General features: G+C 39.8%; 15 protein-coding genes and 1 riboswitch. Of the genes, 2 read left to right on the top strand and 13 right to left on the bottom strand.

Going from position 1 to position 16904, the window contains the following annotated elements:
* Nucleotide 1 precedes the first annotated feature (1 nt).
* Nucleotides 2–886: an ABC transporter ATP-binding protein gene (locus PQ511_RS21065; protein ID WP_273853965.1), complete on the bottom strand. Its 885-nt coding sequence runs from the start codon at nucleotides 884–886 to the stop codon at nucleotides 2–4.
* A 688-nt stretch (nucleotides 887–1574) separates the two neighbouring features.
* Between PQ511_RS21065 and PQ511_RS21070 the strand changes: the two genes are divergently transcribed.
* The gene (locus PQ511_RS21070; RefSeq protein WP_273853938.1) at nucleotides 1575–2834 is read left to right on the top strand and encodes a helix-turn-helix domain-containing protein; all 1260 of its coding nucleotides are present in this window, start codon (nucleotides 1575–1577) and stop codon (nucleotides 2832–2834) included.
* Nucleotides 2835–3013: 179 nt separating this feature from the next.
* On the opposite strand, the gene mmuM is transcribed toward PQ511_RS21070, so the two are convergent.
* The 6 genes from mmuM to PQ511_RS21100 all read right to left on the bottom strand — a co-directional run bounded on the left by mmuM (nucleotide 3014) and on the right by PQ511_RS21100 (nucleotide 9135).
* Nucleotides 3014–3955: a homocysteine S-methyltransferase gene (gene mmuM / locus PQ511_RS21075; protein ID WP_273853939.1), complete on the bottom strand. Its 942-nt coding sequence runs from the start codon at nucleotides 3953–3955 to the stop codon at nucleotides 3014–3016.
* Nucleotides 3930–5333 (bottom strand): S-methylmethionine permease, encoded by a 1404-nt coding sequence (mmuP, locus tag PQ511_RS21080; RefSeq protein ID WP_273853940.1) that lies wholly within the window; start codon nucleotides 5331–5333, stop codon nucleotides 3930–3932. Before mmuP ends, mmuM begins: the two co-directional genes overlap by 26 nt.
* Nucleotides 5334–5416: 83 nt before the next feature.
* Nucleotides 5417–5519, bottom strand: a riboswitch (SAM riboswitch).
* Between the two features lie 62 nt (nucleotides 5520–5581).
* Nucleotides 5582–5731, bottom strand: a complete 150-nt coding sequence (locus PQ511_RS21085) for a hypothetical protein (protein WP_226654248.1) — start codon at nucleotides 5729–5731, stop codon at nucleotides 5582–5584.
* 129 nt (nucleotides 5732–5860) lie between these two features.
* Nucleotides 5861–7093, bottom strand: coding sequence for an SGNH/GDSL hydrolase family protein (locus PQ511_RS21090; protein WP_273853941.1), 1233 nt, complete (start codon nucleotides 7091–7093; stop codon nucleotides 5861–5863).
* Between the two features lie 273 nt (nucleotides 7094–7366).
* Nucleotides 7367–8542, bottom strand: a complete 1176-nt coding sequence (locus PQ511_RS21095) for a GNAT family N-acetyltransferase (protein WP_273853942.1) — start codon at nucleotides 8540–8542, stop codon at nucleotides 7367–7369.
* Between the two features lie 11 nt (nucleotides 8543–8553).
* Entirely contained in the window at nucleotides 8554–9135 is a 582-nt protein-coding gene (locus PQ511_RS21100; protein ID WP_273853943.1) for a hypothetical protein, read from the bottom strand.
* 181 nt (nucleotides 9136–9316) lie between these two features.
* Here PQ511_RS21100 and PQ511_RS21105 point away from each other — a divergent pair, with 181 nt between their 5' ends.
* Complete coding sequence (locus PQ511_RS21105) at nucleotides 9317–9601, top strand: spore morphogenesis/germination protein YwcE (protein WP_226654239.1); 285 nt, start codon at nucleotides 9317–9319, stop codon at nucleotides 9599–9601.
* Between the two features lie 57 nt (nucleotides 9602–9658).
* Here the strand turns inward: PQ511_RS21105 and qoxD are convergent, their stop codons facing one another.
* From qoxD to PQ511_RS21135, 6 genes are all read right to left on the bottom strand, one after another.
* On the bottom strand, nucleotides 9659–9982 hold the full coding sequence (qoxD, locus tag PQ511_RS21110) for a cytochrome aa3 quinol oxidase subunit IV (protein ID WP_273853944.1): 324 nt from the start codon (nucleotides 9980–9982) through the stop codon (nucleotides 9659–9661).
* A gap of 1 nt (nucleotide 9983) precedes the next feature.
* A complete protein-coding gene (gene qoxC, locus PQ511_RS21115) occupies nucleotides 9984–10592 on the bottom strand; it encodes a cytochrome aa3 quinol oxidase subunit III (RefSeq protein ID WP_273853945.1) in 609 nt (202 codons plus the stop codon).
* A gap of 14 nt (nucleotides 10593–10606) precedes the next feature.
* On the bottom strand, nucleotides 10607–12550 hold the full coding sequence (gene qoxB, locus PQ511_RS21120; RefSeq protein ID WP_273853946.1) for a cytochrome aa3 quinol oxidase subunit I: 1944 nt from the start codon (nucleotides 12548–12550) through the stop codon (nucleotides 10607–10609).
* 17 nt (nucleotides 12551–12567) lie between these two features.
* The gene (gene qoxA / locus PQ511_RS21125; protein ID WP_273853966.1) at nucleotides 12568–13518 is read right to left on the bottom strand and encodes a cytochrome aa3 quinol oxidase subunit II; all 951 of its coding nucleotides are present in this window, start codon (nucleotides 13516–13518) and stop codon (nucleotides 12568–12570) included.
* 373 nt (nucleotides 13519–13891) lie between these two features.
* On the bottom strand, nucleotides 13892–15331 hold the full coding sequence (locus PQ511_RS21130) for a sucrose-6-phosphate hydrolase (RefSeq protein ID WP_273853947.1): 1440 nt from the start codon (nucleotides 15329–15331) through the stop codon (nucleotides 13892–13894).
* 65 nt (nucleotides 15332–15396) lie between these two features.
* Nucleotides 15397–16791, bottom strand: a complete 1395-nt coding sequence (locus PQ511_RS21135) for a sucrose-specific PTS transporter subunit IIBC (protein ID WP_273853948.1) — start codon at nucleotides 16789–16791, stop codon at nucleotides 15397–15399.
* Nucleotides 16792–16904 lie beyond the last annotated feature (113 nt).

Consider the following 16904-nt stretch of genomic DNA (forward strand, 5'->3'; position numbering starts at 1 on the left):
ATTAATCCCCTACCTTTTCAATAAAAATTTGGTTTAACGATGGATCGGCAATACCAACTTTTCGAAGATCGACGATGCTTTTAAGTTTTTCAATTAAGTATAGACCCTGCTCCATCGTTTTCACTTGAACCTGGTATTCCTTTCCTTTTCTCACAAAATCAGTTTGTAATTCGATTAACGACTCTTCTAGAGGTTGGGAGGATTCAATATTCACATATTTAAATCCATATTTGGTTTTGATGTCATGAAGTGAGCCAGAAAGGACGACCTCACCATGCTTCATCAGATAGACCCTATCGCAAAAAGATTCAACGCTTTCCATTCGGTGACTCGAAAAGATCATCGTTTTTTTCTGCTGAATGAAGTCTCGAGTCACTTCTTCTAACATCTGTGCATTCACGGGATCTAATCCACTAAAGGGTTCGTCTAAAATAATCAAATCGGGATTATGCATAACCGCTGCGATGAGTTGAATTTTTTGCTGATTTCCTTTAGAAAGATCACCTGTATCTTTTTTAAGATATTCGTTGATTCCTAAGCGATCAATCCATTTTAGTGCTTCCTGTTTTGCAGCTCGCTTACTCATCCCTTCGAGACGGCCAAAGTAAATCAACTGGTCGAGCATATTCATCTTGGGATATAGCCCTCTTTCTTCTGGTAAATAACCAAGCTTGATTTCTTTACGTGATAAAGGTTTTCCTCCCCATTGAATACTTCCACTCTCTTGATTCAATAAGCCTAAGATCATTCTAATGGTAGTTGTCTTTCCAGCACCGTTTCTTCCTAGAAGACCTACTGCTTCCCCTTCCTCAACTGACAAAGATAAGTTTTTCACAGCGTGATAGGGACCAAAATGCTTGTTAACATCATTGATCATCAGATTCATAATCTGTCGTCCTCTCTTTTTTAAGAATGTTTTATACAGTACAACGGCTAGCACACCCGCTATAGCAAATACCCCATAAATGACTCTATTTTTCATATCTTTCTTTCCTCAACTCTGTCAGTTATTGAATAATCATTTCTTATACATTTTCTTCTTTTTTAATTGGTGGTACCGAAGTTGTATTTCCAATTATTTCCCGCTCAATCTCCGAGTGATTTATGTTGTCACTACATCTAATATAAACAATCAAATAAGATAAAAAGAATTAGTAAAATCTACGTAATTAATTCTTATTTAAACCCAATTTCACACCATCATTTTAACTAAATATCCTTTATATGGAATATTTTCTGCGTAATCTCATACAAAAGCAATCGTTATGAATATAAGATAAGTCCATACGATCGCTTTCTGATACTATGAAAAGGTAGATTAAATTAAACTAAATGAACCATTATATAAAAAAGAGAAATGAAAAGAACAAACAACCTCGAATTATTATGTTATATGCCTTCAAAAGAACTTTCCTACACTTCACAAAAATAGATAATATTATATAATTTGTATGCGATGACCGTTTGCACGAAACAGTAGCACTTCCTGCATGAGACAGTTCTTCTGACAAACTAGCATTTCAGATTATAATCATGATGAGCAACACCTAGATTGAAATGAAAAGAGTGAGAAAATGGAGATAGGAGAAAGAATTCGACAAATTAGGATACATAAAGGATTAACTCAAACTCAATTAATTAGAGGAATTTGTTCCAACACGTATATTAGTAAGATTGAAAGTGGGAAATCAAAACCATCTTATTCTTTTATTCTCAAAATCGCTAAGGTGTTGGAAATCGATTCGGACTTCCTACTCGATACAAATATGAAGAACGTTGAACCAGATGTTGATCGTATTTATGACGCCTACATTCAAACGAAAGAAATCGACTCCCAGGACCTTGCTTTATTAAAATTACATGCAAGGGAAAATCATTCGAATTCGACTTTGGTTAAGATTTACTATATCTTAATTTCGTATTACACAAGCCACAACATTAAAGAAGCCTATCAATTCGTTGAACAAGCAATAAATGTTATTTCTCCTCACCAGAAATCAGTAGAAAACGAACTTTCCTATTACTTTGATAGCCTTTTAAAATATTTTTATTACAATAGAAATTATTCAGATGCCTTACTTTATGCGAATTTACATATCAAATCTTTCAATCAAGAAGAGGCAACTCTGCAAGTGGCCAAAGCCTATTTTAATCTAGCTATGATTCGAAGAAAGATTGACGTGGATTTAGAGCTTGCACGTATTTATAATAAAAAAGCCCTTCATATTTTTAAAAAAGAAGACTTTAAAGTCGGGATTGGAAATGCCCTCTCCGAACTAGCGATTCAATATCACCGGGATGGCTTATTTAACGAAGCATTAGAGGTTTTAAACGAACTCTCAGATTTCTCGAAAGACTATAATACAGACTACTATGCTCCTGTTTTGGCATACAATTATGGGAGGATCTATCAAAAAAGAGGGGATTATGACCAAGCCATTAAGTATTACTTCAGTAGCATGAAATATGATGTAAATGCGGAAAGAGAAGAACACACAATTTATGCCCTTAAGTGTTTAGCTGAAATTAGTATTGAACAAAAGAATTGGGAAGAGGCCAATAACTATCTGCAAAAAGGCTTCAAATTAACCGATTTATTTCATTTTCCAAACGTATACATCCAGCTTTTGCATTTGAGAGCCCAGATTTATAAAGTTCGCTTTGATTTTCCTGCATATGAAAAAGAACTAAAACAGGCGATCCAATTAGCACAGGACGGAAAGTATCCCCTGCTCATTAAAGAAATCAGTATTGAATTAGGCAATCACTATCACGACGCTCGAGCTTATAAAATGGCATCCAAATACTATCAAATTGCACTAGGATCTGATTGATAAAGCCAGAGAACAAAAAAGAGAGCTTGCGTAAACATTCGCCATCAAGCTCTCTATTATACGTTTTATGTTTTAAAAACAAATTTCACCATCACAACTGTGGTGAGAGCATTCGTAAAAATACTACAAAGGAATTGCCATCCATCGGCATGACATCCCCTTCTCATACATGAAGATGCTCATCTCCACTTTCTAAATAGACGCTTGATCTCTTCAGGACTTGTCCGACAGCATCCACCAATTAATCGTGCACCTGCATCAAACCATTCATTTGATCCATCGACAAGGCCATCGCATAATTCACCACCCCGCCATGTTTTGGTCTTAGCATTATAAATTTCTCCAGAATTAGGGTACACAATAATCGGTTTATCGGTTTGAGAAGCTAATTGATGAATTGCTATAGTCACAAGCGAAGGAGACGCACAGTTAATGCCAATTGCCGCAATCTGGTCATTTTCCTTAAAGTATTGAGAACATACTTTTAAAGCTGTTCCATCGCTCATTTTATCATTAGTTTGAAGAGTGAATGAAAGCCAGGCATAAGTGGATGGAAACTCTTGTAACAGGGAACCTAAAACTTTCGCTTCTTGAAAAGATGGAATCGTTTCGAATGCTAAAACATCAGCACCTGCCTCAATCAACGCTTCTATTCTTGGGCGATGAAACGCGGTAAGTACCTCGTCGCTAACATTGTAATCACCTCGATACTCCGATCCATCAGCTATGTACGCCCCATAAGGTCCAACAGAAGCTGCAATAAAAGGTTTTGGGCGATTTAACTTTTCATCCTGCTCCCAGAAATCATCGCGTGCCTTGCGCGCAAGAAAAACCGTTTTCTTTATTAGCTCCACAGCCTCCTCTTTACTTAAACGACGGCTTGTTAATCCTTCCATTGTAGCCTGATAACTTGCCGTTATCGCACAATCAGCTCCTGCACGGAAATAATCTAAGTGAACCTGATAGATAAGCTCTGGATTTTCAAGTAAAACGCGAGCGGACCAAAGTGGATCATTTAAGTCACAGCCATATTTTTCGAGCTCTGTTGCAAGCGCCCCGTCCAGTATCACCAAATTAAACTCTTCTAATATCGCCTTAATAGGATTCTGTTTCTGCCACATCACTGACTCCTCTTTTCTTTATTCGTTTTGATAAATAATAATTTCCATAGCAAAGTGCAATGAATGGAATCCCGCAATATAACGCGATTCGCTGGGTTGGATCAAAAGCAATCCCAATCAAAGAAGCGAAGCAGAGGACGAAGGCTAGGATCGGAACAGTTGGATAGAATGGCGTTCGATAGCCTAGGTCTTTAATCGATCTGCCGTCTTTGACATATTTCTTCCTAAAAAGAAATTGTGACGCGCTAATACTCATCCAGACAATGACAACGGCTAGACCGGATATCGAGACAAGCACTACATAGACGGTATCTGGTGCAATGATGCTTGAAAGTAGTGCCAGCACTCCGCCTAGCATACTGAGATTTACTGCGTTAAGAGGGACACCATTTTTGTTAAGTCGAGCAAAAACAGGAGAAATCATTTGCTTGTCTGAAAGTGACCAGAGCATTCTAGATGAAGCATATAACCCTGAATTTGCAGCGGATAAAATGGCTGTTAGAATAACAAAATTCATGATATCAGCCGCATAAGGAACCCCAATTCTTTCAAGCACCGATACAAATGGACTTTCAAGAACGCCAGCTTCTGATGCCGGTAGAAGAGCTGATAAAATAAAGATTGAACCTACAAAAAATAGAATGAGCCGAATTAGCGTGGTTCGAATTGCTTTTGGTATGGTTTGCGCAGGGTTTTCTGTTTCTCCAGCTGCAATGCCAATGAGTTCCGTTCCAGAGAAAGCAAAATTTACTGCCAGCATCGTCATGAAAATGGCAAACGCGCCATTCGGAAAGATACCTTCATTTGTAAAGTTAGCGAACAAGGATTCATTCGCTCCAGATGCCATCGGAATAAACCCTACGATCGCTGCCGCACCTAGGATAATGAACAACACGATAGCCAGAACCTTTACAAGAGCAAACCAGAACTCACTCTCAGCAAAAAACTTCACAGTTAGCACATTTAAAATAAAGATCATTGCAGCAAACAACCCGCTCCAAATCCATACGTTAATGAGTGGAAACCATCTCTGCATGAGCATACCAGCAGCTGTAAATTCAGAACCAAGCGCAACTGTCCAAGTTAGCCAATACAACCAGGCAACAGTATAGCCTGTTCCTCCGCCAATGTATTTCGCGGCATAACTATGAAAGGAACCGGTCTCTGGCATATGAACTGCTAGCTCACCCAAACACAGCATGACCAGGTAAACGACAAGTGCCCCTACCAGATAAGACAGTATCGTCCCAATAGGACCAGCTTGTTGAATTGTGTATCCAGAACTTAAAAACAATCCTGTCCCAATCACTCCTCCAAGGGAGAGCATCACCACATGTCTTGATTTCATCTCCCTGTTAAAACCCTGTTTGCTTTCCATATTATTTCTCCTTACTTTTCCATCCAGAAAAACAAAAAAACGCACTCGAATGGAGTGCGTTACTGACAAAATAAAACCGAAGGCTCTCATCTATCAGGTTTATCACCCGCTGGAGTTAGCACAGTATCCTATGGACCTGTTGCTGAGGTTTCAAAGGGCCAGTCCCTCCACCTCTCTGGATAAGAAAATATATTTTTACAAAAATACCAAGTTAGACAGGATTTGTCAAGACGCGATGATACAAACACCTACCAAATATCTCTTTTCCATTGACGACTTCCCTGCATTTGTCTTTGGACAATTGTTTTCATCCCATCGCGTTTCTTTACCTTCGAAAATCGCGTCATCGCTTCCCTCATATCTTTCTCAGCTTGTTTTAAAACGTACTCATTTTCCATTCCCTTTCCCTCCTCCTAAAAAAAGATGGCTCCCCTTAAGATAGTGGAAGCCATACCATGATGTGAGAACGTATATTCGGTTGATATTCTAAGTCTAGCGAACATTCGTTCTTTTTGCAAGGAATACTTTTATTTAAATATTGAAAAATCCACCTCATCTGCCATCTTTTTATACCCTTCATCATTCGGATGCAAATGATCCCCAGAATCATACTTCGAGAGAAACTTTTCTGGATCATCTGGATCTCTTAATGCTTTATCAAAATCAATAACAGCATCAAATTCTCCGCTTGTTCGAATCCACTCATTCACTTCCTGCCGCGTCTTTTCTCCCTCTTCAGTATACATACTAGAATCTTTATAAGGGGTTAAGGTACCTCCATAAACCGGTATCCCCTGTTCATGAGTCGCTTTAATGATTTTTTTCATTCGATCAATGATTTTCTGTGAATTATATTCAGGATAATGTCTTAAATCATTGATGCCTTCATGTAAGATCAGACCTTTGATTCCTTCTTGACTTAGAACATCTCGTTCTAGTCTTGCCAACGCATTTTGGCCTTTTCCTTCTTCACTATTAATCAAGTGGTTTGCAGAAATTCCTGCATTTAATACAGACATTTTTACACTAGCGTCTTTCGCATTCATTCGATTGGCTAAATAATCAGGCCAACGTCGGTTTGCGTTTAACGTGGAATAGTTGCCATTTGCAATTGAGCTTCCCATTATAACAACAGAACCGTCTACAGATTCTTCAGGAACAACCTCTAAACGGTCTAGCCAGAACCACGCTTCTTCTTTGGACGTGTACGCAGAATCTTTTTCATCTGCGGCATGGTTTCCTTCTTTAGACATATAGACCGTTTGATTTGAACGTTGGTGCCACGTTGTTGGCCCTGTTTCACGATCTACGTACAAACTAACCGTTATATTTTGATCGGCTTTTACCGAAAAATCAATTGGATCACTATATTGCGTTTCTCCTTGTGGAATCGTAACGGCTTCTTTACCATCAAAGGTAATCAGCTTGTCCGTCTCTTTATCAATACTTGCTCCATCCTTGGATATCGCAACTCTCACTTCTTTCATGGATAAAGGAAGGGAACCAAATTCATTGGATAATCGAATCCGCATCTTCTCCCCTTCCATATGCGGTCGAAGAATCAACCTGATTGTTTGATCCTTAAATCCGTCATGAGAGTTTCCATCTTTGGCAGGAGCCTGCATGCTTGCTGTCCATGAACCGACCCATTCACTCTTCTTGGCTGCATCCTTCATAGAAGAAGGCCAGCCTTTTGCGCTTACTACACTTAATAATCCAGCTATAAGAATCAGTACGAATAATGTTACGATACGTGTCATTGTTTACTCGCCTCTCGTTTACAGTTTCATTCAACCTCTATTAGATCCTCACAAAAGCCTTCGTCCATCATAACTAGCCTCAGTTGGTCTTAATCTTTCTGTCTCTAAATTGTTATTAAACAGAATATCCCTATTTGGATGGATTGATGCTCTATGTAATTGCAAACGAAAGAACAATAGATTAAATAATTTTGAACTATTAGCACATCTAGCACTTTTGTTATCTTACGAACAAAATCCCTAACCTCGCATATGAGGTTAGGGATTTTTGTGTTAAAAGAAGTCCATGAAATTTGTTTCCTTTGTTGAACGTATGCTTTGCAACCGTACTACATCATCCTCTGCTCCTTCTAATAAACCAGCTTCATAGAGAAAATAAGGATCTTGGTAGCCCGTCAATACAGAAGTCAGCGTATTAATGTTACATCGAAGGCCACGTTTTGGTGGATGAGCACACGCTGCATTCGGTTTATCTCCCTTAAATACCCTCACTCCTTCACGATCGATCAGATAGCTTCCATTGTTCCACTCTGCCTGATCATCGGTAATATGGAGGAAGAGAGTTTCATCCGCCTTTATTGTAAATGGATACTCTTTTAGAAAATTTTCGACATCAACAATGCGCGCCATAAAGTACGGCTCGACTGTGGTTTTCACTTTTGGATTGGCTAATAAAAACGTTAGCTGATCGCTTTCATTCGTTAAAATTGTTACGCGCTCAACCATAGAATCATGCTGACAGAGGTAATTCCATAATCCTCTTCTTGCCTCGCCATCTGTACAAACCATTTCTTCAACTTCCAATTTCCGATTTTCTATTTTGTAAGAGAGGTAACCAGTTACATTCCCCTCTTCATTTGTATAAGTAGCAAACCGAAAACCTTTCGAATAAACGCGTTCCTTCCACCAATTTTCCGTTCGAACGAGCATACCATTAAAGCGAGCCGCAAACGTTTCGTATACAGGATTCAGGACTTCAAAGATGTGATCAAGTTCCACCCGCCTTATTTTTCCACTTACAGCACGAAGAGGCTTAAGGTCCTCCACTTTCAACTCTACCTTCTTCCAGTTATTCAACACTTCATACCCGAATTTTCGATAGAATGAGATTTGAAACGGATGGAGTAAAGAGATGGTTTGGCCTTTTTGCTTCATTTCAAAAAGACCATTTCGAAGCAGGCGTGCAACCCTTCCTCCTCTTCGATGTTCTGGATACGTCGCAACTGATGCAACGCCGCCCATCTTTATTTTCTTTCCTGCAAGCCATGTTTCAAAATTAATTAGATGGAGCTTCGCAGCAAGTTCATCCGCCTCGAAATCGCCCCATATTTCATGCTCGCGATATCTTTGGATTTTGTCATCTAACTCTTCTTTAGGGACTGTATATTGAAAGGCATACTCTGAAAGTCTTACAGCATCAATTACTTCGTTTTTATCTAATTTCCGCATGGTTCCTCTCCTTATCGTGTTTTAGTGTAGATAAAGTATAGTGGGCCGATAATTGGGAAGAACCCAATCCAGCCAGCGGCCCCATCCCGACTCCTTAAAGCGAAAATTGATAGTCCCGTTAATACAAGAAAATCAATGGTCATCACATGAACAAAATTTGATTCTACAAAAGCTTTTTGATATAAAGTCGCTTCCCCAGCAACAATCCCATATACCATTAAACCGATTGTTAAAAGGATCAGTATACTTAAGAGAATTTTCGATTCCAGAAGTCTTTTTAACTTATTAGGTGTACGATTCGGTCGATGTGTTTTTTTATTTACAATAAAGTACGGAAGTAAACTAAAAGCACCTAACGCAAAAGAGCCAAGAACAAATGGCCAGGCTGGAACTGATCCGCTATCGTCTCGTAAAAGTAATATAGCAAAGACGACCGGAAAAATCCCAAGTAAAGAAAACATGGCAAGCAAGCCAGCATCAGGATCATTCATTGTTATAAGATCTGAGAGGTATGATCCATTGCCATCCGGAGCCAATAAAACCGCATATAAAATAAATCCAATCCATATAATAAATAAAGAAATTCTCTTCATCATAAACCCTACTTTCTTATATTGCTTCTTAAATCATAAGGTTACCGGAAAAAAATCTCAAATATATGTAGAATTTTCTAACAATTGTGGTATACTAATTGTAACAAAACATTCACAAATTATTCTTTATTTTGACATAAGTTTAATTTGTAAGCGGTATCATAAAAAGGAGTTGTTAACTATGGATGTCTATATGGTCTATCTTTTCGTTATTACGGCAACCCCACTTTTTCTCTGGCAGGATTATAAAAAGCTCGCATTTGTACACACGCCTTTTATTGTAGCAATCTGGGCGCTACTGATCTTCTACATTGGTGGCGGTATGACTCCAGTTGCACATACACTCTTTATTACACTTTTTGCGATTAACGTTCTATTTGCTCATTTAGCGGCATATCTTATCTTTGCTCGTCCTTTCCTTAAGGAACGTCAACTTGCAAAGAAAATGTCTCGCGTTGAAGAATAAACCTATATTCATAAAAAAACCGTTGTTCCCTTCTTACCGGGAACAACGGTTTTTCAATTACATATTCATATTGTGCATGCCAAATGACATAACCCAGATTGTACCGGCAACGATTGCTACGGCAATAAAGACCGCATATAAAATCGTACCAACTTGAATCCGACTACTATCGCTCTCTGTGATGTGCATAAACATCAAAAGTTGAATAGCTGCTTGAATTAATGCCAGGATGACGACAATAATCATAATTGTTCTAAAGCTAAAGTCTGAAGCAAAGCCTACCCACAAAGCTAATAATGTGAGGACGATCGAAAGACCGAAACCAATTAGGTGGCTCCATGGAAAGTGGCTATGACTGTTTGTCTGCTCGTTGTTGGACACCTTACATCACCATCCCATACAAGTAGACTGCTGTGAAGATAAAGATCCACACAACGTCAAGGAAGTGCCAGTAAAGACTGGAGATAAAGACCTTCCTTGTTGTATCAGGTGTTAAACCGCGCTGCTTTAACTGAATTAAAATGAGTGAAATCCATGCGATACCCATTGTAACGTGGGCACCGTGCGTTCCGACTAATACAAAGAAGCCAGACCAATAAGCACTTGTTGTTAGTGCCGCACCTTCATGAATATAGTGAACAAACTCATAAATTTCAAAGCCCAGGAATCCTAGACCCAATGCTAGCGTAACACCGATCCAAAGAAATACACCTTTTAGTGAGTGATTTCTCATATAATGTATAGCTAGTCCACAAGTAAAACTACTTGTTAGAAGTAAAAACGTTTCAATTAACACACCACTTATTTCAAAAAGCTCTTCTGGTCCTGGACCGCCAGCTGTTCGGCCAACCAATACTAAGTAAGTTGCGAACAACGTTGAAAATAGGGCAATTTCGGCGCCGAGGAAAATCCAGAAGCCTAGAATATTCAGTCGGCCAGTTTCCGACTGATATTCTAAAGGCGTGTTAGGAGAATATTCGACTGATTCCATGCTTCACGCCTCCTTTATAAGGTAGTCTTTTTCTCAGTTTCTTCTATTTCTTCTACGCTAACGTAGAAACCTTTATCATAATCAAACGAACGGATTACCATTGTCGCAAGGACACCGACTAGTCCAAGTATGGACATCCAGTGCCAGGAGAAGACCATGCCGAATCCGGCAGTAAAGAAGAACACACTCATAATAATCGGTACACCAGAGTAACTTGGCATATGAATCGGTTTATATGGTTTCTTCTCAGGTGCTTTTCCTTGTTTCTTCTCTTCTTTCATAATCCAGAATGCATCATGTCCTTTCGCTTCAGGAAGATGAGCGAAGTTATAATGTGGTACTGGAGCTGGAGTAGACCATTCAAGTGTTCTAGCATCCCACGGGTCACCAGTCGTTTCACGTGGAGAGTAACGGAAGCTGTAGTAGATGTTATAAACAAGAATCAAGAAGCCGATTCCCATTAGTACACCACCGAATGTAGCCAATACGTTCAAGCTCATCCAGCCGTCTCCAATTCCGTAAGTGTAAATACGACGAGGCATTCCTGCAAGACCTAAGAAATACATTGGGAAGAAACATAAGTTAAATCCAGCAACGAAAATCCAGAAGCTCCATTTACCAAGACGTTCGTTCAAACGGTGGTTGAACATTTTTGGATACCAGAAGTATAGACCTGCGAAACAAGCATACACGGTACCAGAAATAAGTACGTAGTGGAAGTGAGCAACTAGGAAGTACGTATTGTGATATTGATAGTCAGCTGCTGCCATCGCTAGCATAACACCTGTTACCCCACCAATAACGAAGTTCGGGATAAAGGCAAGCGACCATAGCATCGCTGTCGTAAATCGTATTCGTCCTTTGTACAGAGTGAATAGCCAGTTAAAGATCTTCACACCTGTCGGAACGGCGATTAACATCGTTGTGATGGAGAAGAATGAGTTAACTGCTCCACCTGCTCCCATCGTAAAGAAGTGGTGAACCCAAACTAGGAAGCTTAGCCCGGCAATAACGACCATGGAGTAAACCATTGCTTTATAACCGAAAAGCGTTTTACGTGCAAACGTACTAATAATTTCAGAGAACATACCAAATGCTGGAAGAATAACAATGTATACTTCAGGATGTCCCCAAATCCAGAAGAGGTTTGCCCAAAGCATTGGCATACCGCCATCCATCATTGTAAAGAAGTGACTTCCAAACAAACGGTCAAATGTCATTAGTGCAAGTGCCACAGTTAGAACCGGGAATGCAAAAATGATGATAACCATTGTAATCAATGAAGACCATGTAAACATAGGCATTTGCATAAGCTTCATGGATGGTACTCTCATTTTCAAAATGGTAACGAGGAAGTTAATACCCGTTAACAAAGTACCGATACCCGCAATCTGCAAACCTAGTAAATAATAGTTCTGTCCTACTCCAGGACTTAGTTCAAGACCAGCTAGTGGTACATAACTTGTCCAACCAGCAGAAGGCGATCCCCCGATAACAAATGAAATGTTAAAGAGCATAGCCCCCATGAAGAAAGTCCAGAAACTTACTGCGTTCAAAAACGGATAAGCCACGTCACGTGCTCCAATTTGTAGTGGAACAACAACGTTAATTAAACCGATCAAGAACGGCATCGCCATGAAGATAATCATGATGGTACCGTGCGTTGTGAAAATTTCATTATAGTGATTCGCATCCAAAAAGCTTGAATCCGGAACGGTTAGCTGTGCCCTCATGAGCAAGGCATCCACACCACCGCGGAATAGCATTAGGACGGCTGCGATGATATACATGACACCGAGTTTTTTATGGTCAACAGTTGTTAGCCATTCTGTCCATAACCACTTCCACTTCTTGAAATACGTTAGTACGAAAATGGCACCGATCATTGTTAACGCGATCGAAACATCCGCACCGTAAATCAGCGGATCCCCGGTGACAAAAAATTCATCCAATTTCATGGTGTCTTCCTCCTCTCTTAATGCGAGTGTTCCTCGGAATCTTTTTCAGAATCGTCATGGTTCATTTCGGAATGATCCATTTCTGAGTGATCCATTTCTGAGGACTCATCTTCATCAGTTGATTCGCCATTACGGACCTTTGTTGCGTATTCAGCGTCCATTCCATGATCAACCCACTGAAGGTGAGTTTCTGAGAATGTCTGCTCTTCTGTATGACCTTTAAGCATCAACTCATTGTATTTTTCTTGGGTAAGCTTAGGTGCGTCTTGCGCCTCTTCTACCCACTCATCGTAATCTTCTTGAGATTCAGCCGTTACAGTAAATACCTGCTCCGTAAATCCTTCACCAGTGAAGTTAGCATTACGTCCGCGATACTCACCAATTTCATCAGCTTGCAAATAAAGTTCTGTCATCATGCCAGACATTGTGTATTCCTGCCCACCAAGTGACGGAATCCAAAATGATCCCATTGAATCTGCCGATGCTAATTTAAATAAAATTGGGTGATCTTCAGGGATATGAAGATAGTTCACCGTTTCAATATTTTCTTCTGGATAGCTAAAGACCCATTTCCAATCGACTGATGTCGCATGAATGACGATTGGATCTTTATGAGACGTTGCTTCCGGTGCCTCTTCAAGTGCAAAGATCGTTTGTACAGTTGGCACTGCAAGAACAATAAGAATAATTACCGGAATAACCGTCCAAACAATTTCTAGAAATACGTTCCCCTCGATGTGAGGAGGTTCATATTCAGGACCACTCTTACGTTCACGATATTTAACAAGGATGAGTGTAAATAGCACGAACACGACCAAAACAATAAACAGCATAAATCCAATAGAGAAAAGAATTAAATTTGCTTGTTGTTCTGCTACAGGTCCTTTTGGATCAAGCACGGTTAAGTTACTACAGCCACTCAATACCATTACTGCAAGAAACATACTGAGCGCAAAGAATGATTTCATTCGCTTCACCGCCAGGCCACCTTCCTTTCTTCCTATATAATAGTTAAGTAGATTTTAAACAATAAATGACATGGAACAACAGTTACCATTGGCTATTGTAGCAGGTTCCTCATATAAATGTGACACGTGTCACAAAGTGTCAAAAGTTGCTCATGCATTTATCACTTTTTCGACACATTTCGTTCATAATTCGTTCAATTTTGTGGATTTTTTTAACTTTATTGGATATAACAGCGCTTGCTTGTTTTACAAAATCTCTCCCTACTATTCACTCTCATTTTGTTTCATATGAAAAAGAGATAGAATTGACATTGATTTGTATATACATGGCACGAAACCCCACTAACAAAGTTAGTGGGGTTTCGCTTACTTATTACTTTAATAACCATTTCGTCACATGAAACATTGAATGACCGCCTGCTTCAAACACAAGACTTTCGTCGTTTTCATCTGGGAAAAATCTTGAGGTAAACACCTCTTCACCATTATTTACAAAAACTTCAATCGAAGAAGAATCAACATAGAAACGGAGGTCGTTCACGCTCTCAATCCAGCAGCTACGTGTTTCTTCTTCCCCATTCACAAAGCTTTTTCTCTTAAATGTTAACAATGAATTTGTGGCATCATACATCATTGAAGCATTGTTTCGAATGGATACAGAAAATGTTTCTTCTACCTTATCAAGTTGAACAAGTAATTCATATACCGCTCCGTTCAACTCCCTCCATTCTTTTCGTTCATTTGAAAGACTGACTACCTTAGTTATGTCACTATGTCTCATTGCTTCGAGTTCTACGGCAGGACGTTGAAAAAGTTGATCTCCTTCATAATGAAGCTCACGCGGAATGGTTAGAATGTGAACCCATTTATGAGCGATCGTTGGATGATGCTCTTCTCCCTGCTCCGGTACACCCATCCAGCCGATGATCAATCTTCTACCCTTCTCATCAAGCGTCGTTTGTGGAGCATAAAACTCAAAGCCGCGATCCAGCTCTGTAAATGGCCCGTGATTCATCTTTCCGCTCGCATAATCCAGTTCTCCAGATAAATAGCCGGTTTGATAAACGTTTTGATACAGATAGCCATCCGCTTTAAGGCCTTGTGGTGAAAAGAGGAGTATGTCTTTTCCGTTTAACTCGAATAAGTCTGGGCACTCCCACATATATCCCAGATCACCAATCGCTTCTTGTCCCGAAGCGGTGACATCGCCTTTAAACGTCCACTCTTTTAAATCAGAAGACTCATATAAGACGATGCGCCCTTCCTCATTTAAATCCTGTGTGCCAATGACCATATACCACTTATCTAAATGCTGCCATACTTTCGGATCACGAAAATGTGGGGTGTACCCTTCTGGCAATCCAATGACCACGCCCTTCTTATCAAAATGAAGCCCATCTTCTGATTCGGCTACACATTGATACGTTTCACGATTTCCGTTCTCATCCTTCACATTTCCTGTATAGAAAAGTTTCATTTTCTGATCGTGGACGACCGCACTTCCTGAATAACAACCATTCTTGTCATACCAATCACCAGGAGCTAATGCAATTGGCGCAAGCTCCCAGTTCACAAGGTCTTTGGATGTATAGTGCCCCCAGAATTTTGCCCCATGCTCTGTCTTAAACGGCATCCATTGAAAGAAAACATGATAAGTGCCATTCCATTGAACAAATCCGTTTGGATCATTCAGTAAGCCTACGGGTGGCATTAAATGAAACTCTGGACGGTAAGGGTCACGCTTAACCGTCTCGTGGTGCAATTCCATTTCTTTTATAGCTAGTTCCTTTAATTCATTGTTTCGATCTAACATGAAATCACCTAGTTTGTTTAAATTTTGAAAAAGGGGTCCGCTCTTTTGAGGACCCCCTTCCATGATTATTTATCTAGCATACCGTCTTTATAGCCAAATGCCCATGTAAGACCAAAGGCAATGGCGATCGCTATCACATTCACAAGAAGATATAACACGATCTGACTGTTTAAAAACAAGAGGGTACCTGGAATCACGGTAACCGCAAGACCAGTAGCTTTTAGTTTAAAGAGTGATGCAAGGAATCCACCAACTGCCCCACCAATCAACCCCATAATAAATGGTTTCATGTAACGAAGATTGACACCAAAGATTGCTGGTTCTGTTATTCCAAGAAATGCAGATAGAGAAGATGGAAGCGCTAATGCTTTTAGTTTTTTCGATTTAGTTTTCATCCCGACTGCAAGTGCCGCCCCACCTTGAGCCGCGATAGCAGCCGAAATGATTGGGTTAAACGGATTATAACCAAGATTCTCAAACAACTGAATTTCAAGGAAGTTAAAGATATGGTGCACACCGGTAATGACAATGATTTGATGGAAGAAACCAATAATTAGCCCACTTAGACCAAATGGAAGATCAAGAATATAGATCGTACCATCCATAATGTATTCTTCTACCGTATGGAAAACCGGTCCGATCGCAAACAGCGACAGGGTAATCATAATGAGCAATACTAAAAATGGTGTTAAAATAAGATCCAATGCTTCAGGAACTATTTTCCGAATACGTTTCTCTAACTTTGCACCGAGTAAACCAGCAACGAATGCTGGAATGACGGAGCCTTGATACCCAACTACAGGTATAAATCCGAGAAACTTAAGTGGTTCTGCATTTCCTGCCGCTACTTCCCATGCGTTTGGAAGAGCTGGAGTCACTAACATTAAGCCGAGAACAAGACCAATGGTTGGATTCCCTCCGAACACTCGGAATGTCGACCAAGCGACTAGTGCCGGTAAGAAAATAAACGCTGTATCTGTTAGAACTTGTGTAAATAGAATAAAGTTATCTGAAATATCCCCTGGTGTTAACCCGAAAAGAGCAAGTATCTCTTCTTGGAGCACAAGTCCACGTAATCCCATAAATAATCCAGTTGCAACCAGGGCAGGAATGATCGGCACGAAAACGTCACCAAATGAGCGAATGGCACGTTGAAAAGCATTTCCCTGCTTTGCCGACTCCTCTTTGATTTCGGACTTTGTTGAACCAGTTGCTCCAAGTGCCGTCACTTCTTCATAAATGCGATTAACCGTTCCTGTTCCAAAAATAACTTGATATTGACCGGAATTATAAAAGGCACCCTTTACTTTTTCAACCCCTTCTACTCGCTCCTGATCAATCTTTTCTTTGTCGTGTACCATGATTCTAAGTCTCGTTGCACAATGGGCAACAGATTGAATATTTTCTTGTCCCCCAATAGCATCAATGACTTCCTGAGCAATTTCACGATTTGTAGCCATATTATTTTCTCCCTTCACGATTTATCTTGCGCCTGGTATCGATTCCACATTCTGCGAAACAAAATGCGAGCGTTTTCATTTACTCGCTCTTCCGTTATTCCAATAGTAAGTTT

It is taken from the genome of Guptibacillus spartinae (assembly GCF_028610625.1).
Taxonomy (GTDB): domain Bacteria; phylum Bacillota; class Bacilli; order Bacillales; family Guptibacillaceae; genus Guptibacillus; species Guptibacillus spartinae.